22 protein-coding genes and 1 pseudogene are annotated in these 26,511 nt (G+C 65.4%); 12 read left to right on the top strand and 11 right to left on the bottom strand.

Annotated features, from left to right (window positions below; genetic code table 11):
- Positions 1-190: 190 nt before the first annotated feature.
- The 4 genes from BLU17_RS32285 to BLU17_RS10365 are packed head-to-tail and all read right to left on the bottom strand — an operon-like array spanning position 191 to position 6,017.
- Positions 191-2,239 (bottom strand): hypothetical protein, encoded by a 2,049-nt coding sequence (locus BLU17_RS32285; protein WP_143189218.1) that lies wholly within the window; start codon positions 2,237-2,239, stop codon positions 191-193.
- Positions 2,236-4,539: a site-specific integrase gene (locus BLU17_RS32290; RefSeq protein ID WP_143189219.1), complete on the bottom strand. Its 2,304-nt coding sequence runs from the start codon at positions 4,537-4,539 to the stop codon at positions 2,236-2,238. The genes BLU17_RS32285 and BLU17_RS32290 overlap by 4 nt, the downstream gene beginning before the upstream one ends.
- Complete coding sequence (locus tag BLU17_RS10360; protein WP_091996639.1) at positions 4,532-5,794, bottom strand: site-specific integrase; 1,263 nt, start codon at positions 5,792-5,794, stop codon at positions 4,532-4,534. Before BLU17_RS10360 ends, BLU17_RS32290 begins: the two co-directional genes overlap by 8 nt.
- The gene (locus BLU17_RS10365; protein WP_091996640.1) at positions 5,781-6,017 is read right to left on the bottom strand and encodes an Arm DNA-binding domain-containing protein; all 237 of its coding nucleotides are present in this window, start codon (positions 6,015-6,017) and stop codon (positions 5,781-5,783) included. The genes BLU17_RS10360 and BLU17_RS10365 overlap by 14 nt, the downstream gene beginning before the upstream one ends.
- A 1,246-nt stretch (positions 6,018-7,263) precedes the next feature.
- Between BLU17_RS10365 and BLU17_RS10375 the strand changes: the two genes are divergently transcribed.
- The 3 genes and pseudogenes from BLU17_RS10375 (at position 7,264) to BLU17_RS10385 (ending at position 9,058) form a co-directional block, all read left to right on the top strand.
- Entirely contained in the window at positions 7,264-7,701 is a 438-nt protein-coding gene (locus tag BLU17_RS10375) for a carboxymuconolactone decarboxylase family protein (RefSeq protein ID WP_091996642.1), read from the top strand.
- A pseudogene (locus BLU17_RS10380) lies at positions 7,698-8,553 on the top strand (sigma-70 family RNA polymerase sigma factor); the annotation flags it as partial. The gene BLU17_RS10375 and the pseudogene BLU17_RS10380, both read left to right, overlap by 4 nt.
- Positions 8,554-8,650: 97 nt before the next feature.
- On the top strand, positions 8,651-9,058 hold the full coding sequence (locus BLU17_RS10385; protein ID WP_091996643.1) for a DUF2000 domain-containing protein: 408 nt from the start codon (positions 8,651-8,653) through the stop codon (positions 9,056-9,058).
- A 202-nt stretch (positions 9,059-9,260) separates the two neighbouring features.
- Here the strand turns inward: BLU17_RS10385 and BLU17_RS10390 are convergent, their stop codons facing one another.
- The 7 genes from BLU17_RS10390 to BLU17_RS10420 all read right to left on the bottom strand — a co-directional run bounded on the left by BLU17_RS10390 (position 9,261) and on the right by BLU17_RS10420 (position 15,820).
- On the bottom strand, positions 9,261-11,063 hold the full coding sequence (locus tag BLU17_RS10390) for a chloride channel protein (RefSeq protein ID WP_091996644.1): 1,803 nt from the start codon (positions 11,061-11,063) through the stop codon (positions 9,261-9,263).
- A 5-nt stretch (positions 11,064-11,068) separates the two neighbouring features.
- Positions 11,069-11,482 carry a MarR family winged helix-turn-helix transcriptional regulator gene (locus BLU17_RS10395; protein ID WP_091996645.1) on the bottom strand — a complete coding sequence of 138 codons (414 nt, stop codon included), beginning with the start codon at positions 11,480-11,482 and terminating at the stop codon, positions 11,069-11,071.
- 109 nt (positions 11,483-11,591) lie between these two features.
- Positions 11,592-12,752 (bottom strand): HPP family protein, encoded by a 1,161-nt coding sequence (locus BLU17_RS10400; RefSeq protein WP_091996646.1) that lies wholly within the window; start codon positions 12,750-12,752, stop codon positions 11,592-11,594.
- Positions 12,753-13,046: 294 nt separating this feature from the next.
- Complete coding sequence (locus BLU17_RS10405) at positions 13,047-13,649, bottom strand: hypothetical protein (protein WP_091996647.1); 603 nt, start codon at positions 13,647-13,649, stop codon at positions 13,047-13,049.
- A 205-nt stretch (positions 13,650-13,854) separates the two neighbouring features.
- Positions 13,855-14,631, bottom strand: a complete 777-nt coding sequence (locus BLU17_RS10410; RefSeq protein ID WP_091996648.1) for a glycosyltransferase family 2 protein — start codon at positions 14,629-14,631, stop codon at positions 13,855-13,857.
- Positions 14,632-14,822: 191 nt separating this feature from the next.
- Positions 14,823-15,539 (bottom strand): 3-oxoacyl-ACP reductase FabG, encoded by a 717-nt coding sequence (fabG, locus tag BLU17_RS10415; protein WP_091996649.1) that lies wholly within the window; start codon positions 15,537-15,539, stop codon positions 14,823-14,825.
- A 20-nt stretch (positions 15,540-15,559) separates the two neighbouring features.
- Positions 15,560-15,820 carry a phosphopantetheine-binding protein gene (locus BLU17_RS10420; RefSeq protein ID WP_091996727.1) on the bottom strand — a complete coding sequence of 87 codons (261 nt, stop codon included), beginning with the start codon at positions 15,818-15,820 and terminating at the stop codon, positions 15,560-15,562.
- Positions 15,821-16,339: 519 nt separating this feature from the next.
- Between BLU17_RS10420 and BLU17_RS10425 the strand changes: the two genes are divergently transcribed.
- From BLU17_RS10425 to BLU17_RS10465, 9 genes are read left to right on the top strand one after another with little or no spacing between them, the layout of a single operon-like run.
- The gene (locus BLU17_RS10425; RefSeq protein ID WP_091996650.1) at positions 16,340-16,996 is read left to right on the top strand and encodes a COG4648 family protein; all 657 of its coding nucleotides are present in this window, start codon (positions 16,340-16,342) and stop codon (positions 16,994-16,996) included.
- A 41-nt stretch (positions 16,997-17,037) separates the two neighbouring features.
- Positions 17,038-18,795: an AMP-binding protein gene (locus BLU17_RS10430; protein WP_091996651.1), complete on the top strand. Its 1,758-nt coding sequence runs from the start codon at positions 17,038-17,040 to the stop codon at positions 18,793-18,795.
- Entirely contained in the window at positions 18,792-19,817 is a 1,026-nt protein-coding gene (locus BLU17_RS10435) for a lysophospholipid acyltransferase family protein (RefSeq protein ID WP_091996652.1), read from the top strand. The genes BLU17_RS10430 and BLU17_RS10435 overlap by 4 nt, the downstream gene beginning before the upstream one ends.
- Complete coding sequence (locus BLU17_RS10440) at positions 19,814-20,449, top strand: outer membrane lipoprotein carrier protein LolA (protein ID WP_091996653.1); 636 nt, start codon at positions 19,814-19,816, stop codon at positions 20,447-20,449. Before BLU17_RS10435 ends, BLU17_RS10440 begins: the two co-directional genes overlap by 4 nt.
- Positions 20,449-22,977, top strand: a complete 2,529-nt coding sequence (locus tag BLU17_RS10445) for an MMPL family transporter (RefSeq protein ID WP_091996654.1) — start codon at positions 20,449-20,451, stop codon at positions 22,975-22,977. The genes BLU17_RS10440 and BLU17_RS10445 overlap by 1 nt, the downstream gene beginning before the upstream one ends.
- Positions 22,974-23,861: a polysaccharide deacetylase family protein gene (locus BLU17_RS10450; RefSeq protein ID WP_091996655.1), complete on the top strand. Its 888-nt coding sequence runs from the start codon at positions 22,974-22,976 to the stop codon at positions 23,859-23,861. The genes BLU17_RS10445 and BLU17_RS10450 overlap by 4 nt, the downstream gene beginning before the upstream one ends.
- Before the next feature lie 30 nt (positions 23,862-23,891).
- Entirely contained in the window at positions 23,892-25,133 is a 1,242-nt protein-coding gene (locus BLU17_RS10455; protein WP_091996656.1) for a beta-ketoacyl-[acyl-carrier-protein] synthase family protein, read from the top strand.
- Positions 25,130-25,957: a beta-ketoacyl synthase chain length factor gene (locus BLU17_RS10460; RefSeq protein ID WP_091996657.1), complete on the top strand. Its 828-nt coding sequence runs from the start codon at positions 25,130-25,132 to the stop codon at positions 25,955-25,957. The genes BLU17_RS10455 and BLU17_RS10460 overlap by 4 nt, the downstream gene beginning before the upstream one ends.
- Positions 25,954-26,508: a hotdog family protein gene (locus BLU17_RS10465; RefSeq protein ID WP_245746794.1), complete on the top strand. Its 555-nt coding sequence runs from the start codon at positions 25,954-25,956 to the stop codon at positions 26,506-26,508. The genes BLU17_RS10460 and BLU17_RS10465 overlap by 4 nt, the downstream gene beginning before the upstream one ends.
- Positions 26,509-26,511: the final 3 nt, after the last annotated feature.

The following is a 26,511-nucleotide window of genomic DNA, read 5'->3' on the forward strand; positions in this document are numbered from 1 at the left end:
AGCGTTGATTTCCATCCACGCTTGTATCTCTCGAATAAGCGTGGGAAACCGCGACTTCTTGAACGCGCTCGGGTCGTTGCCGGCCTCCCTCGCGACGTTATTCTGGCTAACTGGTGTACCCAATGGAACGGTGGTTGGCCTTCCGTCCCTAAGTCGCTCGAAGGCAGCTCGATACATATCTTCAGCTTTCTCATTCTGTGTCATGGAGAAAATTCCTCAGGCCTTGAGCTTCGGCTTGGAGAGCCTCTGCACGGGGGCTTCCAGCTTCAGCATTGTTGAGCTTCTTTTGAACGCTCTCGAGTTGTCGTTCTGCAGACGGCCGCTTCCTTTTGTCGTAAAGCACTTGCGTGCAAGGCTTGTGACCGTCGCCTCCGGAACAGCGTGAGATTGACTCAATACCTCCATATTCGCAGTGCTCCCTGTTCGTACAGCCGCCAAGGCGGATGGCGCGAAACGGAACATTGCCTTTGGCAGCTTCCTTGACAAGATGGTCAAAATCCTTCTCGGCCATAAGGTCGAGCGCAATTTGCTGCTTCCGCTCCTCACCGTACGGCGAGACGTAACGTTCCTCCGTGATGGTCTTCATCTGCCTAGCCATAACTTCGTAGCGGGCAGCGACTGTTATTCCTTCCCATTCTTGGTTGAATCTCAATCGACTGAAGTGCTTTCCGTAGTATCGAGTCTGAAGAACAGTTGCATGTTTCATAATGACCTGAATGGAACTGTCGCTCAAGATGCCACTAGCGAACATGTTGATTGCTCCGGTTCTTCGCAGTTGGTGATAGGCTAGAGGCCAAATTTTCCCAACAGAGAAGCTTCCGGACTTCTTCAGGTTGGGCGTGAATCGCCTTGCGATATCAAGGTCTTCTTGGGTAATCCGTATCTTTTCGTGGTCAAAAAGGAGGGGGAACTTTTCTATGACCTTCTTATAGCGTAAAAGGGTTGGCCGAACCGAATATTGGACCTTGACCACGCTCGAAGACCACGGTTCGTGAGCGCGATTGAGCAGAAAAGGATTCTCCACGTCATCGTCACTGCAATTAGACGCCGATGAGGCGAAAGCACAACGTGTTCGCATTCTTGCGACCAGCGTTAGCGCTTCAACTGCCACGCCGACGCTTCGGCTCGTCGGCCATCGGGCATCGCTATCGGGGTCGGTTTTTGTGGTTTCACCGCAAATCGTCGACATTTTTCCAAATATGGGGTCCTCCTCAACAACCAGGCAATCAGAGCGTAAGGTTGCGAACTCCGCAGAACGCTGAAGTGTGAAGTTGCCAATGTAGGCTAATCCGACGTATTGAATGAGTGAGAAATATTTCGAGAACTGATTTATGTTTATGGAGGCGCTGGTTGTGGTCCACTTGCGAAAGAGGATATCAATACCAAATCTTTTTGCGGTTTCCTCGAAAGGACCGAGAAATTTAGGTCCCGCTTCTTTTCCAAAATTTCTTGTCGGAGCTTGGAATGGACTAAAACGACTTTTCGATTCCCTCTCAGAAACAGCGATTGAGAGAGAACCGTAGTTATTTACGTAAGCGTCAACACAGAAATTAAAGCAAGCTTCCACGGCTTGGCGATGAGCAAGGAAGTCATCCAGACATTCTCGCAAGCGAGTAACCTGATACGTCCAAATGCGAGAAGGTATGTAAGCGGTCTGTTCGACGTCGTCGACGTCAGCTGCCGAATATTCCTCGGAAAGGCTGCGCATGCCTGCTTCGCCCACGACTACGAAGCCGAGCGTCTCGCGAGCGTGATAGAGGCGGTCGAGCATGATGAGCATATTTTTCTTGTGCTCCTTTCCGCGAACAACCTCTCCAATGAGCCGCGAGACCCGTGGAAACCTGAAAAGGTCGCTAGCGACAATACCATTCTGTTCGCATAGGAGTATGAGTCGGCGAATCTGGCCGAAGCATGCCCGAAGAGTTTCCCACGACGTATATCCCTGTGGACCCCAAATCAGCCACGTCATACACATTTTCAGAATATATTGGTTCTCCGGGCCCAGCTCTGAGTCGCGCGTTCGTTGTACTCTTGCAAAGTTCAACTTCAGGGAGGTGCCCGCCATGGACGAGAAATCCCATACCGGTTCGCCCCATTTTGAGCGCGGATTGCCGTCGCTATCAAGTGTGACTATCCAGTCTTGTGGCGGCGGCCAGGACGGTGGTTGGAAACAGAAGTCACTCTGGCTGATTGGGAAGCCAGTTGGCTTGAACGAAAACTCTGTAGGTTTAACCTTCATGCAACGCCCTCAGACTCGTTGATTTCGTCGCTGAACGACGGATGGAAGTCTTCCTCATCGATACGAAGCTCCGCCTCGATTACCCAGCCGCGCCGCTGCTCGTTTGATTCCGAGAATGCCCTCAATTTCTCGTCGACGCGGTCAATGACGGCTTTTGATGGTGGGTCCGCATCTCCCTTCTTAGGAATGGCCCCCTTGCCCAGTTCAATAGTTTTGAGGTGCTTGAACGTGACCAGTGCCCAAATGTAGTCGAAAGAGTCGACGTCTCTATGGTTCAAGCACCACAGGCATCCTGACGCTCTCCGGCAATCTGGTTTTGGTGCTCCAGGAGGATGCTGTTCGGATTGCTTCGGCTCTTTTCCCGCGCAATCTCCAGGACCCACGGCTTGAGGCAATGCCGAATGCGGGTCTACTGACTGCCAAAAAATAGTCGATTCTCCAAGGGCACGTTGGAGGCTGGGGCGGTGATAGGCATTCAGCAGAGTTCGCGTTGTGTGCTGACCTATCTCCGCTGTGATTTCAGGGTCCGCCGTTTGGCGTAGGAACCAGTTCACCCTGGTTCCGCGTAGCATCTGAGGTGGAACGTACGTTACCTTAGCGTGCTTGCATACAATTTGTATCAGAGTGCCGAAGAATTTTGTGTCCGCGAGAGAGCCATTCTGCCGAATGAACGGGAATAACCTGTCGGTATGAGGGAAGATTGTCCGTCTCCATTCAAGATAGCGCTCAAAATGGGGCTTATACTCCTTGAATATTTCGAATAGCACTGCTCCGCCGCGACGACCTTTATGGTCACGGACTTGATAGCTGTCAATGTGCCCAGTGTAGAAGAAGTGCCGCAGCGTTAGTTCATGGGCTTGTGAGAGATTCATGCCAGTCTGTCCGATGAACATGCACAACTCCGCCTCAATTCGGATATTTGCAAGACGGTAGCGTTTGCCAAGCCGCGTAGTTTGGTCCATCTTTGCCCATGCATTCGAACCATCACAGGGAACAAGCTCTCCGCTCCTGAGCGCAATGACGACAGGTAGTGGTGCGACCCGAATGGTCTCAATCGTAAGCGCGTCACAGACGTCCTGAAGCACATGCCCAAAAGAGAACGTGTCGCTTAGACTCTGCTTCTCTGCTTGAACACCTATGGCTGTTTTCCTTTGACGTGGGGGTTTAAGCCTTGTGAGTTCGATAACATTGGTGTGACGCTCCAAGACCACATTCAGCGGCGCAGCGACGCTTCTTCCGTACTTATACGCCGACGACTTTTTCAGTGACTGCTTGCGTTTCCCCTTGCGATGCCGCGAGTTATCGCGCGATAGCTGCGCTCGATGAACCAATGAGTTAGCCCATAGACAAAATGCGTCCACGGCCGTTTCTCGAGTCATAGACAGATTGTTTTCGTCCGCGAATTGGAAGAATTTTCTCAAGCCGACAATGCTGTCGGATGTCGAATGCGGACTTCCTCCGGCTGCAAGGCGTGCAGCGAGTTCGTCGTGAAGTTCACGTACAAGTCGCAAGCGCTCATACAGGGGAGGGCCAAGTGCTCCGGAGCTTATGAGGGTTTGGACATCTCTAGCCTTTGCGGCAGCGCCACCTCGATAAAGCAGCACATTGAGGTTCCAAGGTACGTCTCTTTCGCCGAAGTTCACTCCGTTAAAGGTAAGATTAACGCATACCCCGTGTTGCGTTCGCGTTTCCATGGGGACAGTCGACTGGGGTCCTGCGGTGAGGTTTGCAGGTGGCTGCTCATGCTTCCCGGAATTGTTCGGTGCTCCCCGAGGAAGAGGCTTCAAGTTGGTCAGGGACATCAAATTCTGGACTGGCTTGAGCGCAAGGTCGAGAACGCGCGCGACCGTTCCACAATATTGATAGGCGGCGGGGTGGGACAGAGGGCGCAAGTCGCGGTCGTATTGACCGCCGTCGTCTGTTAGTTCAGTACGTCGGATAAGTGACTGTGACCACGCGAGGAAAATATCGACGACGGTATCCATGTTTATTGGTTCGCCCGTGCGCTCGGCGAAACGGTACAGCATCCTCAAGCGAGTTATCCTGCTTTCAAGCGCCAATTCACCTTTTCGAGCGCTGTGGAGTGCTGAGAGAGTTCGGTGCAATGCTTGTAGGAGAGGCAAACGGTCTAGCAGAGGAGGCCCCATTTCGTTCTTCGAAATTGCTTGGGCGAAGCGTTCAGGGTGCATAGAGGCACCGCCTTCGTACAGGAAAACGCCTAGATTCTTAAACCACGATTTCGGGTCACAGCCTGTAGCTGGGAAGCCAAGGTCCTCAGGAGCGAATTCTTCGTTAGGCATCTTGGCCTCCCCAACTCACATGACGACGACCCGTGAAGGCTTCGTAGAATGCCAAGTTGGCCTTCTGCTTTGCTTCGCTACTTTGGCGAAATTTGATGTAAGAGAGCGTGGCTTTTTCGTCCTTGTGAAGCATGGCGTCTTTGAGAATTCCGAGTGCTTCAGAAGGAGAGAGGTGTTCGAGCAGGATGTTGAGTAGGTTCGTTCCGAACGTCGCACGCGAATCATGAAACTTGAATGTCTGCATGAACTGCATGCCTTGTCCGAGGGTTTTCTCCCTAAGGGCTCTTACCAAAGCGCCGACCGTGTTCACAGAAAATGGACGGCCCGAACGCGTGAGAAAGAGAACATTCTTGTCTCCCGGCGGAGCTTTGACCTCGCGTTTGAGACGTGCGGTCGACGTGGCATAAGTCTTTAGGTCGTCGAGCAATTCGCGTGGTACGAGGAGGCTGCCTCCTACTGAAAACTTGGTCGCTACAGCGGTCCCGGGTCCCACCGGCAAATTGAACACGCCAGGCCAATCCGGGATTTCATGTGCCGTATACAAACTCGAGACAGTTAGCGTGACGACTGTGCCCAAACGCGCACTAGTAAAGAAGCCAGTACTTAGCATCAAATGTAGCTCCAGGGTGCATCTCATTGCGGTGTAGGAAAGCAGTGAAGTCATGTCGTTAGGACGAAGCGGCACAAGACCTTCTTCCAACCTGACACCTGGAGGTCGTGCTGAGTCTCTAATGGCTAGGTCCGTGCTCATCCGAGTCACGGTTCGCTTGAAGCCGGCTCTGTCATTGATTGAAATGGAGACAGACCGGTTTTGCCACATGGGTCCGACCGCGCCAACTAGGTCATGCACATTACAGAAGCGGTAATACATAATTACGGCATTTATGCAGGCGCATGCCGTGCTATTTGCGATGATGCCGTCATCGCGCTCCTCAATGAGTCGTCCCCTGAACTGCCAAAGAACTCGCTCCTCCTTTCGCAGCGGAAAATGTCTCCAATCTAAGCCTTCAGTTTCAACATAGGTCGCATATCCGCAAAGGTGTCTCATTGTCCGTTGGACGGTATCGATACTGAGGCTTTCCGAAGCTCTTTGGATAGCCCACACATTCGCTTCGTCCCAAGGCGTCCCGTCTTCCCAATAGATTTGTGGAACGTCCTCGATTGCCGGACGTGTACCGAGCGTCTCTATTAACTCGTTATTCTGGTCAATAGAGTATTCGGTGGGTTGGTAATCGATGAACTCAAGCCACGCCACTTCGACCTCCTCGAAAAGCGACGCGCGAGGCCGCGTCAGAGAGGGGGCAAAACAGCGTCGATTCGAATGAGTGAGTCGGCGGACGAGTGTTCTCCGCCTCTTTGAGTTCCGCCCGGGTGGGCTTGAGTTGCAGTCGCTCCCAGCGCACTACCCCTCGGTAGGTAAATGCAATTTGGATACTGCTCACCGAAACTTTCAGTACACTTCGCCCGTCTCGCCCCATTTTTCGTGTCCCTCAACGTAAATCAATTGCTAGCCGTCCGCCCAGCACTAGACTTCCCCCTCAGCCCACGCGCCACGACTAATCTCCGTGCTTATCGCGTGCTCAGAAAAACCGGGTTCCTCTGAGAATTTGGAGATGGTGACGTAGCGCACGCCCACCTGAGTCACCTCGTTCGGGCATTCACTGGTGATTACTATAGCCGGAAGATTGGTGAGAAAAAGTGTGGGGACGCAGAAAGCAAGAATTCTCTTGCGCATATGTGCGTTGTTTTCATTATAAAATAGTAAAAAAAGGCACAAAGATGAAATATAATGCTATTATCAATTTTTGATAAATGCCGATTTAATGGCTGAATGGCTCGTCGAGTCGTTCTTTCATCGTGCGCGTCACAATGAGGGAATTCGACCCAATCGGTTGTCGAAATTAGAATATCCTTATCGAGTGCCTCGTTGAACGTGCCCGAACTGCTCATCGTGGTAGCTCTCCATCGGAACGAGTAGCGCGTTCTGCAGCAACTTGCCAGTTCCGGTAGACAATCGAGTCGACTGAAAAGATTTGGCATCCGAATCATTTTTCGGATAGCCCCTTAGCAATGTCGGCTTGGAGAGCCCCTTCGAATTAGTTCTCTTTGCGCTTATGTGCGAGCACTAAGTGCTGGTCATTTCACCACGGCATGTAGGATTCCCGCGGCTCCCTCATACGAGCGTCACGCTCAACGCCATCACGACTTGTTTGTTCGAGCTTCAGGCGAGTACTGTCCGTGGCCATTCTCTTTGGTGGGTCTACGTTGAGCCTATGGGTCAACTGAGTCCGACCTTCAACACTGAGTGACGTCGCCAGCGGTGGCTTAAACGGAAGACATAAAGCACTCTAACCGCAGCCCTCCCCGATTTTGGGAGGAGCGCCGCAAAGGGAAGCGTGCGACATTGAAGAACTCAGCGGCTTCGCTCATGTCCATGCATGAATAACTTCAAGGTAGTTGGTTTTACGTTGAGCCTATGGATAGACTGAATCCGACCTTCAAGACTGAGGGGCGCCGCCTGCGGCGGCTTAAACGGAAGACATAAAGCATTTCAACCCCAGCCCTCCGATTTAGGGGGAGCGTCGCAAAGGGGGGACGTGCGACATTCCAAAACCCAGCTGCTTCGCTTACGTCCATGCATGAGTGAACTTCAGGGTAGTGTGTCCATACCATCTACTTCGAGGTGCTGCCAAGCTCGACCTGTTCGCCGCCGCTCCGACCCTCATGAAGTCCTGGATGGGCACGTCGCTCGCCGTGGCCGCGAGTCTCGAACCGGAGCTCATCGCGCTCGTGGAGGTACGCGCCTCGCAAATCAACGCCTGCGCGAATTGTCTTAACATGCATACCGCTCATGCGCGCGAGCAAGGCGAGACCGAGCAGCGCCTCTATCTGCTTTCCGCCTGGAAAGAGGCGCCGTGCTACACCGAGCGCGAACGCGCGGCGCTTGCCTGGACCGACGCGCTCACGCGTCTGTCCGAAGGCCCTGCGCTGGAGCACGCGCGCGCGGCGCTCAACGACCACTTTACCGAGGAGGAGCAGGTGAAGCTCACGCTGATGATCAACGTGATCAACGGCTGGAACCGCCTCGCGGTTGGCTTTGGCCTGTGGGTCGATCCGGCGGCGGCGAAGGCCATGGCCCGGAAAATGGTCGCCGCCGCATGACGAATCCGGGCCTCGACGACGCCGCGGCGAGTTTCGACCCGCTGCGGCGCATGCTGATCCGCGTGGCGTACCGCATGCTCGGCTCGGTCGCCGACGCGGAGGACATCGTGCAGGACGCGTTCATCCGTTGGGCGGACGTGGATCGCGCCGAGGTGCGCGTGCCGGAGGCGTTCCTGCGCCGCATGGTGATGCGCATGTGCCTCGACCAGCTCAAGTCGGCGCGGCATCGGCGCGAAACGTACATCGGCCCCTGGCTGCCCGATCCGGTCATGGAAGAAGAGGATGAGCAGGAGGACGTCACGCTGCCGCTCATGCTCGCGCTCGAACGCCTTTCGCCGCTGGAGCGCGCGGCGTTTCTGCTGCACGACGTATTCGGGCTGGATTTCGACGAGGTCGCGGCCACGATCCAGCGCGAGAGCGCCGCCTGCCGCCAGCTGGCGGCGCGCGCGTACCCACGTGCGGGAAGCGCGCCCGCGGTTTCACGTAGACAAGGCGCGCGGCCTCGAGCTGGCGCAGGCGTTCTTCGCTGCGTCGCGCAGCGGCGACATGAGTGCGCTCGGCGCCATGCTTGCCGACGACGTGAGCCTGCATGCCGACGGCGGCGGCAAGCGTCCGGCGCTTGGCCGCCCGGTGTTCGGTATCGGGAGTGTGATGAAGTTGCACGCGCAACTGGCCGAGGTGTTTCGCAAGCGCGGCTCGACGCTCGTGCACGCGGGCTTCATCAACGGGCTGCCCGGTTTCGTCACGCGCGAGGCCGACGGAGAGTTGCAAACCACCGCGCTCGACATCGAGAACGGCAAGGTCGCGGCCATTTATGTCGTGCGCAACCCCGAGAAGCTGCAGCATCTGCATCGGGCGTCTCGCGGCGGTTTCTGCGCCGCCGTGCACAAACGTTCCAGACGGAGCGCCTCGTCTCGCGGATCATGAGTGCCTCGAAAAAGGAGGCAGCATGTTCGATACGAAAGTGGCCGTGATCGTGCGGGAAAATCTCGAGGTCTGGCAAAAGCTCAACGTGACGGCGTTTCTCGCGACGGGCATCGCGGCGGCGGTGCCCGAAGCGCTCGGCGAGCCCTACGAAGACGCGCGCGGCCAGCGCTACGGCAGGATGCTCGGCCAGCCGATGATGATCTATGGCGCGGACGTCGGCGGTTTGCAGGCAGCGCTGCGGCGCGGCGTTTCGCGTGAACTGACGATCGTTCCGTACGTGCACGCCATGTTCTCGACAGGGTACGACGCGGCCAATCGGGAGGCGTTTCGCGCCGAGGATCCCGAGAACCCCGACCTGGTCGGGATCGCGCTATACGGCCCGAAAAACGCGGTGGACAAGGCTGTGAAGGGGCTGGCACTGCATCGTTGATCGCGAACGTTCCGCGCTTGCGAGGCAAGCGTGTATCGCAACTAACCGCCAAGTCCGCCGGCCTACCGCGAGCGCGAGCGCGACGAGCGACGGGACGCACCAGGCGGCACGGCAGGCGGTACGACAGGCGGTACGACAGGCGAGGCAGCCTGGCGAGGGCAGGCAACGCGCCTGCGGCCTGCCGTCCGCGCGCCCAGGCGGATCACCCCGCCTTGCGCACCGGATGAAAGCGCCGCTTGCCATTGCCCATGGGAATACGCCGGAAGCGTTCCTTCTTGTGCTCTTCCTCGAAGTGCGAGAGCGAGAGCTTGACGAGATCGCTGCGCGAGACGATGCCCACGAGCCGACGCGAGTCCCGGTCGGCCACCACGGGCAGACGTTCGAGCCCGTGGATCGCGAGACGCGTGGCGATCTGGCGGCAGGTCTCCTCGGGCAGCGCCATGTCGGGGGAGCGTTGCGCGAGCAACGCGCCGAGCGGCGTATCGAGGGCCTCGTTCGCGGCGCTGGCGCGCACGGCGTCGAGCAGCGCGCGATCGACGACGCCGAGCACCGCGCCGTCACGCAGCACCGGCCACGCGCGGCGCTGCTGCGCCGGGCCGAAGTAGCGCGCGAGCGCCTCGCGCACGGTGACGCCCGCATCGATGGTGTCGACGTTGCGCGTCATCACCTCGTCGACGTAATGGCGCTCCAGCGGATCGACGCCGTACTCGCGATAGATGTGATAGCCGCGGCGCGCGATTTTCTCGGTCATGATCGAGCGCTTCATGACGACGGTCGCAAAGCCGTGCGCGACGAGCGTCGCCGTGAGCAGCGGCAGCAGCGCATTGGTGTCGTGCGTGAGGCCGAACGCGAACACGATGGCCGTGAGCGGCGCGCCGAGCGTGGCGCCGAGCGTCGCCGCCATGCACACGAGCGGCCATAGCGCCGGGTCGCTGCCGGGCAGCACGTGGCTCAGCACCGAGCCCAGCCCCGCGCCGAGCATGAGCAGCGGCGCGAGCACGCCGCCCGAGGTGCCCGAGCCGAGCGCGACCACCCAGATCACGGCCTTCACCACGAGAATCGCAATGGCGATCTGCAAGACGATGTGCTGATGAAGGAGGTCGCCGATCACGTCGTAGCCCACGCCGAGCGCGCGCGGTTCGATGAAGCCGCCGATACCCACCACGAGACCGCCGATCGCGGGCCACCACGACCAGTGCAGCGGCAGACGGCCGAACAGGTCCTCGACTTTGTAGAGCGCCGCCGAAAGTCCCGACGCGAGCGCGCCCGCAAGCAACCCGGCGACGAGGCACGAAAAGAGCGCCGCGCCCTGCGGTGGCAGCGTCTGCGTGGGGAACAGCGGCCCGGTGCCGAAAAAGACGGTGCGCGCAAAGCCCGCCACGGCGCACGCGAGCGCCACGGGCAGGAAGCTGCGCGGGCGCCATTCGAACAGCAGCAGCTCGACGGCGAGCAGCACGGCCGCGACCGGCGTGCCGAACACGGCGGTCATGCCGGCTGCTGCGCCCGCTACGAGCAGCGTCTTGCGCTCGGCGGAGGTGACGCGCACGCATTGCGCGAGCAACGAACCGAGCGCGCCGCCCGTCATGATGATCGGGCCTTCCGCGCCGAACGGTCCGCCGCTGCCTATCACGATGCCCGAGGAAAGCGGCTTGAGCATGGCCACCTTCGGCGACATCTTGCTCTTGCCGAAGAGGATCGCTTCGATGGCTTCGGGAATGCCGTGCCCGCGGATTTTCTCGGAGCCGAAGCGCGCCATCATCCCGACGATCAGACCGCCCGCGACGGGCACGACGATCACCCACGGTCCCAGCGTATTGAGCGCGGGCGAGCGGTCGGCGAACGAGAACTGGCCGAAGAAGAACAGGTTCGTGAACCAGTGGATCAGGCTCAGCAGCACGAAGGCGGCCAGCGTGGCCAGCGCGCCGATTACGGCGGCGAGCATGCTGATGCCGGGCAGGCGTGCGTTCGCCGAAAAGTCGCGCTTGTGGGAATCGTCGGGATGCATGGTGTTCAAAGATCGATTTGCGGAATGGTGAACGCGCCGTCGAGCGATCTCAGTTCGGCGCGATGCAGTTCGGCCAGACGCGCGAGCAGCTTCTCGCCGGCGGCGAGCAGATGCACTTCCACCTGCCGGCGGTCGCGCTCGCTCACGCGGCGCTCGACGAGCTCGAGCGCCTCGCAGCGCGAAACGAGTGCGACCACGCCGTGATGCTGCGCCTGCAGCCGCTCGGCCAGCTCGCCGATGGTCGCCCACTCGCGGCCGGGATAGCCCTTGATGTGCAGCAGCAGCAGATACTGCAGCGGCGTGATGCCCTCGCCCTGTGCGGCCTGCTCCGAGAAGCGCTCGAAGCGCCGCATCTGGTAGCGAAATTCGGAGAGCTGTTCGAAGTCGACCTTGTCCAGGTCGCGCGTGCTTTTTTTCATCGGGAGTCCATGGAACGATTGAGTCTCCTAATATATCATTATGTGATATTTTTTCGCGAAAACGCGCGCCAGGCGGGCATTTCGTCCAGGTGTATAGCCGTAAATCCGCTCAGGCCGGCTCGTGCTGCGGCGTCCTCGCCTGCTGGTAGAGGCCCGAGATCAAATCCGCCTGCGTGATGATGCCCGCCAGCCTGCGCTGTTCGTCGACCACCGGCACGTGATGGTGTCCGCGACCCGCGAAAATGCGCACGAGTTCGACGATCGGCGTGGTGGCCGCGACGGTCATGACGTGCGTGGTCATCAGCGCCGCGACGTGCTGGGCAGGCGCCGCACGCGGGCGGAACGCGCGCGCGACCGCGTACAACACGAGACGCAGCGGAGGGTGCTCGCGGCCCTCGTCGGCGAGGTCGGCGCGCGTGACGATGCCCTTCACGCGGCGCTGCGCATCCACCACCGGCAACGCCTTCACGTCGTAGCGCCTGAGCAGCGAGCGCGCTTCGCCCACGGTCGTGGCCGCGGCGATGCTCACCACGTTGCGCGACATGACGTCCGCGCAGGTCAGTTCGCCGAAGCTGCGTGCATACGCGCGGATTTCGGCGTCGTGCAGGATCGTTTCGAGGTCGTCGGTATCGATGTCGAGCAGTTCGTCGCGATCGCGCAGCACGGCTTCGAGATCGGCGCGCGCGTAGCCGGCTTGCGCGGGCGCGGGCCCCGCCGCCTTTGCGGGCCGACGCGCGGCGTGCGGGTAGCGATGCCCCGTCGCGGCGTGATAGACGAGTGCGCCGCCAAGCAGCAGAAACGATTGCAGCGCGACGGGGGCGAACACGAATTCATAGCCGAGCGCATGCACGGCCGGACCGCCCAGCACGGCGGTGAGCGCGACCGCGCCCGAAGGCGGATGCACGCAGCGCAGCGTGAACATCGCGCAGATCGCCACGGCGACGGCGACGGCGGCGGCCGGCACGGGGTCGGGAATCCACATCGCGGCGGTCACCCCTACCGTGGCGGAAACCAGATTGCCGCCGATGATCGACCAGGGCTGCGCGAGCGGGCTGGCGGGCACGCCGAAGAGCAGCACCGCCGATGCGCCCATGGGGGCGATCAGGTACGGCACGCTCGGGTCGCCGCCGGGCAGCCGGTGCGCCACGGCGCCGGTCAGGGCGATGCCGAACAGCGCGCCGCCGCCCGAGCGCAGGCGCTCGCGCCACGTGACGGTGACCCTGGACGGGACGAAGCGGGTGAGCCATCGGAGGACTTTGAAGCGTGACACGATGAGGAGCGCAGGATGAAAACGAAACCGGGATGCCCGGGGGCGGCGCAGGGCCGACCGAAGAAACGGAATTGTATCGCAATGTGATATATATCGCGACACGTCGTCGCGGCGTGTTGCGCCGACGGCGCCATTGCGGGCGGGAAATTGGGGGGCGCTCCGGTGCCCGCGCGAGCGGAGGCGAGCGGAGCAGGGCGGGAAGTGAAGGGGGGCGCAAACGTCGCCGCACCGGGCGGCGACGTTTGCGGAGGTTAGCCGGCGAACGCGAACAGGCGGTTCGCGGCGATGCCGGGACTAGCCGGCGTGCGGCGGCTGGCCCGCGAAGCGAGGCGCGGGGGCGGCGTTGGGATGGTCGTCGGGTCGGCGGTGATGGCCGGCGTTGGCACTGGCGGACGCATTGCGGCCCGGGGCCGGCGGCGCGCGATGCGCTTCGTGCGCTTCGTGCGGCGGCCGGTAGCCATGCGGCGGCGCGCCGTGCGGCTGCATCGCCACCCTCACGCGCGCGGGTTCGGCCATGCGCGCGCGTTGCATCGGCAGATGCCCTTCGTTGTGCGCCATGACCACGTGCAGTTCCGCGCGGCGGTGCCGGACTTCGCCGCGCAGGTCACCGCGGCCGTAGTAGTGGCGATGGCGGTGGCCATCCGGTCCCGTGATCCAGATATACGTGCTGCCGCCCGCGTAGACGACGTCGCGATCGAGCGCGACCGAAACGTACGCGTCGTACGGTTGCGGCACATAGGCCGGCTGCGCGATGACGACCGGCGGGGGAGGCGCGGCGACCACGGTTGTGGCGCGCACGGGCCCGGCGGCGACGCGCGCGTTCGTGACGCAGCCCGCGACGAGCAGGGTTCCGAGCAAGGCAAAAGCAAAGGGCAGCGCGCGTGTTTTCGCGTTCAAACGGGACTCCGGCATGGGTTGTGGCTGATCCCTTGCGTTAACGGCAGAGGCCCGGTGGGCTTGAGAGGGCGGCCTTCCATGCCAGGCGTCGCGGCCCGCTGCCGGCGCGAAGAAGAAGGCGCGCCTGGCTGGCCGGCTATCGTGCATCCGAGGCGATGCGCGCCACGGATGAGGTAGCCGGCAAGACGTCAGGCGATCAGGCGGATCAGGCGGACCCGGCAGAGATCAAGCGCCTGCCGATCAAACGCGGCAGGCGCAGCACGAAGCCGCCGACGAGCCGCAGATGCATCCACGCGAGCAGCAGGTTGTCGCGCGCGTAGTTGAAATGCGAAACGCCGCCTTCGTCGGCGCGGAAGTAGCGCACCGGCGCCTCGATGCGAATCGGCCGCACGCCCGCCCAGCACAGGCGCACGGCGGCTTCGGGATCGAAGTCGAAGCGGCGCATCCACGTCTGGCGGCGCATGATCGCCGCGAGCGGCGCGATCGGGTAGACGCGAAAGCCGTAGAGCGAATCGCCGATGCCGGCCCACAGCGTTTCGAAATCAGCGAAGAAGTTCGAGAGGCGCCGTCCCTGCACGCGCAGTCGCGGCGCGTTCGCGTCGAACTTCGGCAGGCCCAGCACCATCGCATCGGGCGCGGCCACGGATGCGGCCATGAACTCGGGAATCAGCGCGGCGGGGTGCTGGCCGTCGGAGTCCATGGTCAGTACGTGCGTGAAGCCGCGCGCGGCGGCCGCTTCGAGGCCCGCGAGCACCGCGCCGCCCTTGCCGCGATTGGCGGGCAGCACGATGACGCGCAGGCCCGGGTCGCGCTCGGCCATGGCCTGCAGGCGCTCGGCGCTGCCGTCCGTGCTGCCGTCCACCACTACCCACACGGGGTTCCATTGCGCGCGCGCGCCGCGCACGGTCTCGTCGACTTTGGCGCCGGGGTTGTAGCTCGGGATGAGGACGAGATGCGTGGATGAAGCGTTCGGCGTGGACATGGCAACCGCCGCTTGCGAAGCGGGAGACGCTGACGGAATTTTAGGCCGCGCCGCGACTTCGTAACAGGATGCTTCGCCGCCCGCATCCGGGCTTGCGCCGGGCGCGGAGCGCGGCTGCCGCCTGGCGTCGAAGGGTTGCGCGGACACTCGTATTTCCCCTATGGATACAGAAACGCGAAACGGCGCCGCGCTCAGGCCAGGCCGCCGTTGATCGAGAGCACCTGGCCCGTCACATAGGCGGCCGCGTCGGACGCCAGGTAAGCCACCATGCCCGCGACCTCCGCGGGCTGGCCGGCGCGCTGCGCGGGCACGAGCTGCTTGATGCGCTCGGCGGGAAACGCGCGCTGCGCCATCGGCGAGGCGATGATGCCGGGCGCCACGGCATTCACGGTGATCCCGCGCGAAGCCAGCTCCAGCGAGAGCGATTTCGTTGCGCCGATGAGCCCGGCCTTCGCGGCCGCATAGTTCGCCTGGCCGCGATTGCCCATCACGCCCGCGAGCGAGGCGATATTGACGATGCGCCCGTGGCGCGTGCGGATCATCGGCATCAGCAGCGGCTGGGTGACGTTGAAGAAGCCATTGAGCGAGACGTCGATCACGCGGCGCCATTGCTCGCGCGTCATGCCGACGAGCGGCGCGTCGTCGTGAATGCCCGCGTTGTTCACGAGAATCTGCACGGGCGCCTCGGCGACGAGCCGCGCGAGCGCGGCCTCGGTCGCGTCGGCGTCGGTCACGTCGAAGGCGATGGCGTGCGCGTTGCCGCCCGCCGCCGCGATACGCCGCACGACGGCCTCGGCGTGGTCGAGATTGCGGTTCGCATGCACCCACACCTCATGGCCCGCCTGCGCGAGCGCTTCGCCGATGGCCTGACCGATCGCGCCGCTGCCGCCGGTGACGAGTGCACGCATCTGTTGATTCCTCCGAACGTTCACCGGACGCGATGCGCCTCGACATAGGCGGCCAGCGCGCCCAGCGTCGCGAAGATCTTTTCGTTGTCCGGATTGTCCGAGCGCAGCTCGAAGCCGTACTTCTTCGAGATCAGCAGCGCGATTTCCAGAATGTCGATCGAGTCGAGCCCGAAGCCTTCGCCATAGAGCGGGGTCCCGGCGCTCACGTCGTCGAGCGAGACGTCTTCGAGATTCAGCTCGTCCACGATCAGCGTGGCGAGTTCTGTTTCCAGTGCGTTCATCATGCGTAGGCTCTTTCGGACATGCGCGCCGTGGCGGCGGCCGCCCGATTTTTAGGGTTCGTTTTGATGTAAAAGTTACGCGGATTCTAGTCGATGGGTATCGGTGCGTATACGGTGCGCGCCGGCGAAAGGGTTACAGAGGGTCGGTGCGCGCCGGCTTGTATTTTGCGGACCGAACGCGTGAGACGCTTGTGCGGCTTTGCGCCTGTTCGAATCAGACGAAAGCCCTGCCTCGCGCGATTCCAAACATTCAGTTACAAACCGGCAGCGGGCCGGGCGGGTGATCGCGTCCCGCCAATCTTAAAATGTGCGGGCCCGAACCAGTCCGCAAGAAACCGGCCTGGAATTTTCGTTCCATATGACGATTGGCGGCGCACGCCGCGCCCTGCGAGATCTTTAGACGTTTGCCGACATGTTGCCTTCCTTTATCCGTTGCGCTCTGTTTGGCGCTGGTTGCCCGCCGTGCCATCCTGCGCCGCGCGTGCGGCGCGCCCGGGCGCGCCCGCGCGGAGGCAGCCTGTGAGCCGCGCCGCGAACGGGGCGCGCGTGGCCCTGGCGGTGGCGGCGGTGGCCGCCTGGCAGGCCGGCGCGCACTACGCGGTGGCGACGCCGGGCGCGCATGGCTTTGGCCTCGCGATGGCGCTCGTGCCGCCGCTCGGGCTTGCGCTGGCGGCGGCCTTGCGCTCGCTGCGCCGGGCATGGCTGCTGCCGCTGTGGGGGCTCGTCGTGTTCGCGCTGTGGCTCGCGCGCATGCCGCTTGCTCTCCATTTCGAATGGGGGCTGTATCTGGAGCACGTGAGCTTCAACCTCGCGATGGCGCTGCTGTTCGGGCGCACGCTCGCGGCGGGTCGCGTGCCGCTTTGCGCCCAATTCGCGACGATGATCCACGGCGGCTCGCTCACGCCCGCCGTTGCGCGCTACACGCGCCAGATCACGCTCGCCTGGACGCTCTTTTTCCTCGCGACCGCCGACGTTTCGACGCTGCTGTTCGCCACGGCGCCGATCGTTGCGTGGGCGACGTTCGCGAACTATCTGGCGCTGCCGCTCGTGGCGGTGATGTTCGTCGCCGAGCATGCGTGCCGGCGCTTCGCGCTGCCCGGCGAACCGCGCGCCGGCATGCTCGACGCGATCCGTGCGTATCGCCAGGCCACCCAGGCGCATGCGGGCCATCGCTGAACATCGCCGCGCCAAAACAGGAATCCATATCGACTGACGTTATGCCGACTCATCCGCTCGTCTTTCACTCGTCGCCCGGCCAGGTGATCGCCTGGCGCGACGGCGCGCCCGTCACCGTGGGCGCCTTCCTCGCCGATGTCGCGCGCGTGGCCGCTGCGCTGCCGGCGGGCGGCCACGTGTTCAACGTCTGCCGCGACCGCTACCGTTTCACCGTGGGCCTGTGCGCGGCGCTCGTATCGGGCCGCATCAGCCTGCTGCCGTCGACGCACACGCCTGAAACGGTGCGCCAGCTCGCCTCGTTCGCGCCCGACGCGTTTTGCCTGCACGATGCGCCCGACTGCGCGATCGACCTGCCGCGCTTTGCCTGGCCCGAAGCCGGGCAAGCGGCGGCGGTCGCCGACGGGCCGTTCGTTGTCCCGCAGATCGACGGCTCGCGCGTCGCGGCCTATGTGTTCACCTCCGGCTCGACCGGCGCGCCGGTGCCGCACCGCAAGACGTGGGGTTTTCTCGTCGCCAACGTGCGTGCGGCGGCCGCGCGTCTCGGTCTGCTCGACGCGCGGGACTGCACGATCGTCGGCACCGTGCCGCCGCAGCATATGTACGGCTTCGAGTCGACGGTGCTGCTCGCGCTGATCGGCGGTCTCGCGTTCAGCAACCGCCTGCCGTTTTATCCCGTCGATATCCGTAGGGAGCTCGAAGCGGTGCCGCAGCCGCGCGTGCTCGTGACCTCGCCCATCCATCTGCGCGCGCTGCTCGCCGCCGACCACGCGCTGCCGCCCGCCGCACTCATGCTCTGCGCCACCGCGCCGCTCGCGGAAAAGCTCGCGGGCGAAGCCGAGGCGCGCCTGAAGGCGCCGCTCGTCGAAATCTACGGCAGCACCGAAACCGGCCAGATCGCGACGCGCCGCACGGCGCAGGGCGCCACCTGGCAGTTGTTCCCGAAAATCCGCCTCGAGGCGCGCGCGAGCGAACCGCGCGAGGAAGGCGACGAGGGGCCGACCGTGTGGGTCTCGGGCGGCCACGTGGAGCAGCCCGTGCCCATGGGCGACGCGCTCGAACTGCTCGACGCGCAGCGCTTCCTGCTGCACGGGCGCAAGGCGGATCTCATCAACATTGCGGGCAAGCGCACGTCGCTCGCTTACCTCAATCATCAGTTGAACGCGATTGCGGGCGTCGTGGACGGCGTGTTCTTCATGCCTGAGCACGACGAACGCGCGAGCCACGACGGCGTGACGCGCCTCGTCGCGCTCGTGGTCGCGCCCACGCGCACGCCCGCCGATCTGCAGCGGGCGCTGCGCGAGCGCGTCGATGCCGCGTTCCTGCCGCGCCCGCTCGTATTCGTCGATTCGCTGCCGCGCAACGACACGGGCAAGCTGCCGCACGACGTGCTCGCGGCGCTCGTCGCGCGGCATACGCGCAGCGCGCCGGCGAAGGCCGAGGGCACGACGGTCTCCACGACCGCGCTCTCGTTCACGATTCCCGCCGATCACCCGGCGCTGCCCGGCCACTTCCCGGGCCATCCTGTCGTGCCCGGCGTCGTGCTGCTCGATCACGCCATCGACGCGATCGGCTCGGCGCTCAACCGCCCGCTCGCCACGTGGAAGCTCAGTTCCGCGAAATTCCTGAGCCCGGGCGCACCTGGCGAAACGTTCGACATAGCGTGGGACGCGACGCCGGGCGGCGCGATCCGCTTCACGCTGCGCGCAGGCGAGCGCGATGTCGCGAGCGGCGTGCTGGGCAGCGTGGCTGGCGGCGAGCCGGACAGCGGCGCCGCCGCTCGAAGCGGAGCGCGAAAATGACGAAGCGCACCGCCTGGGCGAAGCAGCAGGAACGCAGCAACGCGCTGCTCCTGCGCCTCATGACATGGCTTTCGCTGCGCCTCGGGCGCCGCGCGGGGCGCGCGGTGCTGCATCTCGTCGCCGCCTATTTCGTGCTGTTTTCGCCGCGCGCGCGCGCGGCCTCTCGCGACTATCTGCGCCGCGTGCTCGGCCGTCCCGCGCGTTGGCGCGATGTGTATCGCCACGTGTTCACGTTCGCCGCGACGATACACGACCGCATCTATCTGATGAACGCTCGCTTCGACCTGTTCGACATCCGCCCGCACGGCCATACGCTCGTGGACGCGACGCTCGCGAAGGGGCGCGGCGTGTTCCTGATGGGCGCGCACCTCGGCAGCTTCGAGGTGGTGCGCGCGCTCGGCCGCACGCGGCCCGATCTGCGCGTGGTCGTGACGATGTACGAGGAGAACGCGCAGAAGATCAACGCGGCGCTCGGCGCCGTGAATCCCGCCGCGAAGCCCGAGGTGATCGGACTCGGCCAGGTCGATTCGATGCTGCGCGTGCACGAGCGTCTCGACCAGAACTGCATGGTGGGCATGCTCGCCGACCGCACGCTGCTGGCCGACGACGCGGCCACCGTGCGGCGCATGGCCTTTCTCGGCGAACCGGCGGCGTTTCCGCTCGGGCCGCTCTACATGGCCGCGATGCTCAAGCGCCCGGTGCTCTTCATGACGGGCCTCTATCGCGGCGGCAACCGCTACGACGTGCACTTCGAAACGCTCGCGGACTTCACCGACGTGCCGCGCGAGGCGCGTCAGCGCACCATCGACGCGGCGCTCGTGCGTTATGTCGCGCTGGTCGACCGCTATTGCCGCGCGGCGCCGTATAACTGGTTCAACTACTTCGACTTCTGGCAGGGTGGCAGGAAGGCCGCGGGCGTCGGCGCACCCGCGCCGGTTCGGGTTCCCGCTCCCGCTCCTGCGCGCCGGCGCGAGGCGCGCGCCCACGCCGAGCTGCCCGTGCACGAGGTGACCGACGCATGAACGCGACACGCTATTTCGCTTCCGCGCGCTGCCTGTGTGCGATGGCGAGCGCCGCTTTCGCCCTGCTGACGGCGGCGCCCGTCACGCGCGCGCATGCCGCCGAGGCGGCGCAGCCCGCCTGGACGCTGGACCGCCTGATGTCCACGCTCGCGCAGCGCAAGTCCGGCCGCGCGAGCTTCACCGAGACGAAATATCTCTCGATCGCCACGCAGCCCGTGGAGTCGTCGGGCGAACTCGTGTTCGTCGCGCCCGATCACCTGGAAAAGATCACGCAGAGCCCGAAGCCCGAACATCTCGTCGTGGACGGCGACATGCTGACCGTGCAGCGCGACAACCGCACGTACACGCTCGCGCTCGCGCGCTACCCGGAGCTCGGTGCGTTCATCGAGAGCATTCGCGCGACGCTCGCGGGCAACCGCTTCGCGCTCGAGCAGTTCTACAAGGTCGGGCTCACGGGGCAGGGCGACGACTGGACGCTCACGCTCACGCCGCTCGACGCGCGCATGCGCAGGGTGGTGAGCTCGATCGTCATGGACGGCACGCGCGACGCGTTGCGCAGCGTCGCGATCCAGCAGGCCGGCGGCGATCGTTCGCTGATGCGCCTGCAAGCACTTGCCGCAGGCGCGAACTGATGAACCCGCGCGCCCATCCGCTCATCGCGCGCGGCCTCGCGACCGTGCGGCACCGTGCCGTCGCCGTGTGGCTGCTGTGCCTCGTCGGGTGCGCGGCGGCGATCGGCCGCGCGCAGTTCAGCGCCGACCTTTCCGCGTTCCTGCCGCGCTCGCCGAGCGCCACGCAGCGCGTGCTCGTCGACCAGTTGCGCGACGGTCTCGCTTCGCGGCTCATCCTCGTCGCCATCGACGGCGGCTACGAGACCACGCGCGCCACGCTCTCGCGCCGCGTGGCGCAGACCCTGCGCGCCGATCCCGCGTTCGCGGCGGTTCACAACGGCTCGGGCGAGAACGACGCGCGCGACGAGTCGTTCATGTTTGCGCACCGCTACGCGCTGAGCCCCGCGGTCGCGCCGCAACGCTTCACGGAGCAGGGGCTGCACGACGCGCTGGGCGAGAGCCTCGACCTGCTGACGTCGTCGGCGGGACTCGTTGCGAAGGACCTGCTGCCGCGCGACCCCACGGGCGAAGTGGCGGCGCTCGTCGGCCAGCTCGACAGCGCGGCGCAGCCCGCGAGCCGCGCCGGCGTGTGGGCGTCGCGCGACGGCCGGCGCGCCGTGCTCGTCGCGCAAACGGCCGCCGCCGGCTCCGACACCGACGCGCAGGCCCGCGCGATCGACGCCGTGCGCCAGGCGTTCGATGCCGCCGCCCGCAGCCTGCCCAATGCTTCGGCCTACCAGGTATCGATGACGGGACCGGGCGTGTTCGCGGTCGCCGCGCGCGACGCCATCCGCCGCGACGTCGAACGCCTCTCGACGCTGAGCCTGCTCTTCATCGTCGCGTTGCTGTTCACGCTCTACCGTTCGCCGCGCACGCTCGCGCTCGGTTTGCTGCCGGTGCTTTCGGGCGTGGCGGGCGGCATCGCGGCGGTCTCGCTCGCGTTCGGCACGGTGCATGGCTTGACGCTCGGCTTCGGCACGACGCTGATCGGCGAAGCGGTCGATTACCCGATCTATCTGTTCGTGCAGTCGTCGCAAGGTGGGCGGCAGGGCGGGGACACGATGCGCGCATGGCTCGCCGCGTACTGGCCGACCATTCGCCTCGGCGTGCTCACCTCGGTATGCGGGTTCGCGTCGATGCTGTTTTCGGGCTTTCCCGGCCTCGTGCAACTGGGACTGTATTCGATCGCGGGCCTCGTGAGCGCCGCGCTCGTCACGCGCTTCGTGCTGCCGCAGCTTTGCGGCGGCGCGGTGGCGATTCGCGACGTCTCGCGCGTCGGCGCGGCGCTCGCTCGCGCGGCACAGGCCGCGCCGCGTTTGCGCTGGCCGCTCGCGGTGCTCGTGCTCGCCGCCGTGGCGACGCTTGCGCTGCACCGCGCCGGCCTCTGGAGCCACGAGCTTTCCGCGCTGAGCCCGGTGCCCGCCGCGAGCCAGGCGCTCGACGCGCGCCTGCGCGCCGATGTGGGCGCGCCCGACGTGCGCTATCTCGTGGTCGTCCCGGCGGCGAGCGAACAGGCCGCGCTCGAAGGCGCGGAGAAGGTGGGCGGCCAACTGCGGCCGCTCGTCGAGCGCGGCCTGCTGGGCGGCTTCGAAAGCCCGGCGCGCTACTTGCCGAGCGACGCCACGCAGCGCGCGCGGCTCGCCAGCCTGCCCGGCGCCGACGTGCTCGCCGCGCGCCTGCGCGAGGCGATCAGGAACCAGCCCGTGGACGTGAGGCCCGACGCGTTCGCGCCTTTCCTCGCCGACGCCGAAGCGGCGCGCCACGCGCCGCTCATCACGCGTGCGGACCTCGAGGGCACCTCCATGTCACTCGCCGTCGATGCGCTGCTGACCCGGCGCGACGGCCAATGGACCGCGATGCTCGCGTTGCGCGCGCCGCAAGGCGCGCAAGCCGTGCGCGCGGACTCGCCGAGCCTCGACGCCGCGCCCGTGCGCGACGCCGTTGCGCGCGCGAACGTGCCCGGTGCGCTTTTCGTCGACATGAAGGCCGAGGCCAATGCGCTCTACGTGAACTACGTGCACGAGGACATCCGCCTGTCGCTCGCGGGCTTCGCCGCGATCGCCGTGCTGCTGCTCGCCGCGCTGCGCTCGCCGTCGCGCGCGGCGCGCGCGCTCGCGCCGCTGGTCGCGGCCGTGCTGGTCGTGGCAGCGGGCTTCGCGCTGGCGGGCGTGCCGCTCACCATCCTGCATCTGGTCGGTATGCTGCTCATCGTCGCCGTGGGTTCGAACTATGCCCTGTTCTTCTGCAGGCGCGAGGCCGGCGAGCCCGTCGCGCCGCGCACGCTCGTCTCGCTGTTCGTCGCCAATCTCGCGACGGTCGCGGGCTTCGGCCTGCTCGCGCTTTCCCATGTGCCGCTGCTCGAAACGTTCGGGCTGACGGTGGGGCCTGGCGCGATGCTCGCGCTCGTGTTCGCGGCGATTCTCTCGCCGCCGCGCGCGCGACGCAGCGAGGCGGCCCATGTGCGCGCCGAAAGGAAGCGCCGGCCGCAACCCGCTCACGCGCGCGCCGAACGCGCGCACATGAGCCACACGCACGGAGGCCGCGCATGAGTTCGCCTTCGTCGCCTTCGATGCCGTTTGCGCCCGCAGCGCCCGCGTCCGCCACGTCGCGGCGCTGGAAGCCGTCGCCGCTCATCTGCACGGCGGCCGCGGTGCACGCGGGCGCGGCCGTCGCGCTCGCGGCGCGGCCGGGCGCGTGGCCGTGGGCGGCGGGCGGCGTGGCCGCGTCGCATCTCGTGCTCACCGCCGCGGGCCTCTGGCCGCGCAGCACGCTGCTCGGCCCGAACTGGACGCGCCTGCCCGAGCATGCGGGCCAGCGCATCGCGCTCACCATCGACGATGGTCCGGACCCCGAAGTGACGCCGCGCGTGCTCGACCTGCTCGATCGCCACGATGTGCGTGCGACGTTTTTCTGCATCGGCGATCTGGCGCGCCGGTATCCGCGGTGGATCGAGGCGATCGTGGCGCGCGGCCATGCCGTGGAGAACCATAGCCAGCGCCATCGCCATACGTTCTCGCTTTCGGGACCGCTCGTGATGAAGCGCGAGATCGAGACCGCGCAGCGCACGCTCACCGAAATCGCAGGCGTGGCGCCGCGCTTTTTCCGCGCGCCGGCAGGCTTGCGCAACCCGTTCCTCGAACCGGTGCTGTGCGGGCTTGGCCTGCACCTCGCGAGCTGGACGCGGCGAGGCTTCGACACGTGCGCGAAGGACTCGGGCACCGTCACGCGCCGCCTGACGACTGGCCTGGCTCCGCGCGACATCCTGCTCGTGCACGACGGCCATGCGGCGCGCGACGCGCGCGGCGAGCCGCTCGTGCTCGACGTGCTGCCGGCGCTGCTGCGCGCCGCCGCCGAAAGGCAGCTGCAGTGGACGACGCTGCGCGCGTGCCTGAACGAAGAAGCCGCCGAAATCGACCACGCCGACCTACCTTGATCCCCCGATGCGCCAACGGACACGACCGACGTGAAACCTCTCATTCTTTCCCATTTCACTGCCACCAGTTGCCTCGGGCGCGGGCTCGACGCGACGCTCGACGCGCTGCGCGGCAAGCGGGGCGGCCTCGCGCGCTGCGACTTCGAGCGCGCGGAACTCGACACGTGGATCGGCGCGGTGGAGGGCGTCGAGGACCTGCCCATGCGCGCCGACCTCGCGGACTACGCGTGCCGCAACAACCGCCTCGCGCAACTCGGCTTCACGCAGGACGGCTTCGCGGGCCATGTCGAGGCCGCCATCGCGCGTTATGGCGCAGGGCGTGTGGGCGTATTCGTCGGCACCAGCACCTCGGGCATCCTCGAAACCGAACATGCCTACCGGCGGCGCGACGCGCAAAGCGGCGCGCTCGCGCCGGGCTTCCATTACGCGCAGACGCACAACCCCTATTCGCTTGCCGCGTTCGTGCGCGCGTACTTCGGCTTGCGCGGCCCGGCGACGTCGATTTCCTCGGCGTGCTCGTCGGGCGCGAAGGTGTTCGGCTCCGCGCGCCGCATGATCGAAGCGGGTTTGATCGACGCGGCCGTGGTGGGCGGCGTCGACTCGCTGTGCCTGACGACGCTGTACGGCTTCAATTCGCTCGAACTGCTTTCGCGCGATCCTTGCCGTCCGTTCGACGTGAGCCGCAACGGCATTTCGATCGGCGAGGCTGCGGCGTTCGCGCTCGTCGAGCGGGTGCCCTCCGCACGCGATGTGCTCGACGGCGAGGCGGTCCTGCTGCTCGGCGTGGGCGAATCGAGCGACGCGCATCACATGTCGTCGCCGCATCCCGAGGGGCTCGGCGCGCGCGCCGCGATGGAGCAGGCGCTCGCGACGGCGGGCGTGAGCGCGAGCGAGATCGGCTACATCAATCTGCACGGCACGGCCACGCCGAGCAACGACGCCGCCGAAAGCCGCGCGATCGGCGGCCTTTTCGGGCGCACGCCGTGCAGCTCCACCAAGGGCGCGACGGGGCACACGCTCGGCGCGGCGGGCGCGCTCGAAGCCGTGGTCGCGGCGCTTGCGCTGCGCCACCGTTTCGTGCCCGCGGGCGTCAATACCACGCAGCCCGATCCCGCGCTCGGGCTCGACTACGTGCTCGAGAGCCGGGAGACGCGCGTGGAGACGGTGCTCAGCAATTCCTTCGGCTTCGGCGGCACGAACTGCAGCCTCGTGCTCGGCCGCGCGGACCGCGCGCACGACCGGCTTGCGGCGCATTCGGGACTTTCGTCATGAAACTTTCCGCCTACATCGAAGGCATCGGCGTGATCGGCCCCGGGCTCTCCGGCTGGCCGCATGCCGCCAACGTGCTCGCCGCGCGCACGCCTTACGCGGGCGCACGCACGGTGCTGCCGCCGGCGGCCGGTTTGCCGGCCGCGGAGCGCCGCCGCACCGGGCCCGTGGTCAAGACGGCGCTCGCGGTGGGCCATGAAGCGGTGGCGGCGAGCGGACGTGACGCCGCCACGCTCGCCGCCGTGTTCGCGGCTTCGGGCGGCGATGGCCAGAACTGCCACGCAATCTGCGAAACGCTGGCGGGCGACGACCGCCAGCTCTCGCCCACGCGCTTTCACAACTCGGTGCACAACGCGCCCGCGGGCTACTGGAGCATCGCGGCGCGCGCGCGGGCCACGTCGAACGTGCTGTGCGCGCACGACGGCAGCTTCGCGGCGGGCCTGCTCGAAAGCGTGTGCCAGGTGGCCGTGGACGGCATGCCGACCCTGCTCATCGCCTACGACACCGACTATCCCGAGCCGCTGCACGCGGCGCGGCCCATCGCCGATGCGTTCGGCGTGGCGCTCGTGCTCGCGCCGCGGGCGAGCACGGCGGCGCTCGCGCGCCTCGACGTGACGCTCACCGAGGCGCGCGCGACGACGCTCGGTTCGGCCGAACTCGAAGCGCTGCGCACGAACAATCCGGCCGCGCGCGCGTTGCCGCTGCTCGAAGCGCTCGCCTGCATGGATGCCGCCGGCCGGCCGGCGAGCGTGGTCGTCGACTATCTGCCGGAGATGCGCGTGCAGATCGAAGTGGGGCCGCCGGAAGCGGCCGGCGGGCGCGCATGACGACGCAAGCCGACCTGCCGGGCGCGCTCGCCGGGGCCGCTTCGGGCGCCGCTTTGCATGCTGCGCCGCGCGCGCCGTTGGACCGCGCGTGGATTGCGGCGCACATACCGCATAGCGGCGCGATGTGCCTGCTCGACGCGGTCGAGTCGTGGGACGACGCGCGCATCGTCTGCACGGCGACGAGCCATCGCGACCCGCGCAATCCGCTGCGCTCGCGTGGGCGGCTCGCGGCGGTGTGCGGCGTGGAATACGCGGCGCAGGCGATGGCCGTGCACGGCGCGCTGCTTGTCCCGCTGCGTGTCCCGTCGAACGGTGCGGGCGATGGCGCGACGGCCGCGCGGCCGCGCGTGGGTTACCTCGCCAGCGTGCGTAACGTGGAGGCGCGCATCGAGCGCCTCGATACGCTCGACACGGCGCTTTCGATCGAAGCCACGCGCGAGAGCGGCAGCGGCAACTCGATTCTGTACAGCTTCGCGGTGCGCGGCGGCGAACGCGTGCTGCTTACGGGGCGCGCGGCGGTGATGCTCGATGCGTCCGCCGCGATTCGATGAAAA

The organism is Paraburkholderia lycopersici (assembly GCF_900096975.1).
GTDB classification, from domain to species: Bacteria; Pseudomonadota; Gammaproteobacteria; order Burkholderiales; family Burkholderiaceae; genus Paraburkholderia; species Paraburkholderia lycopersici.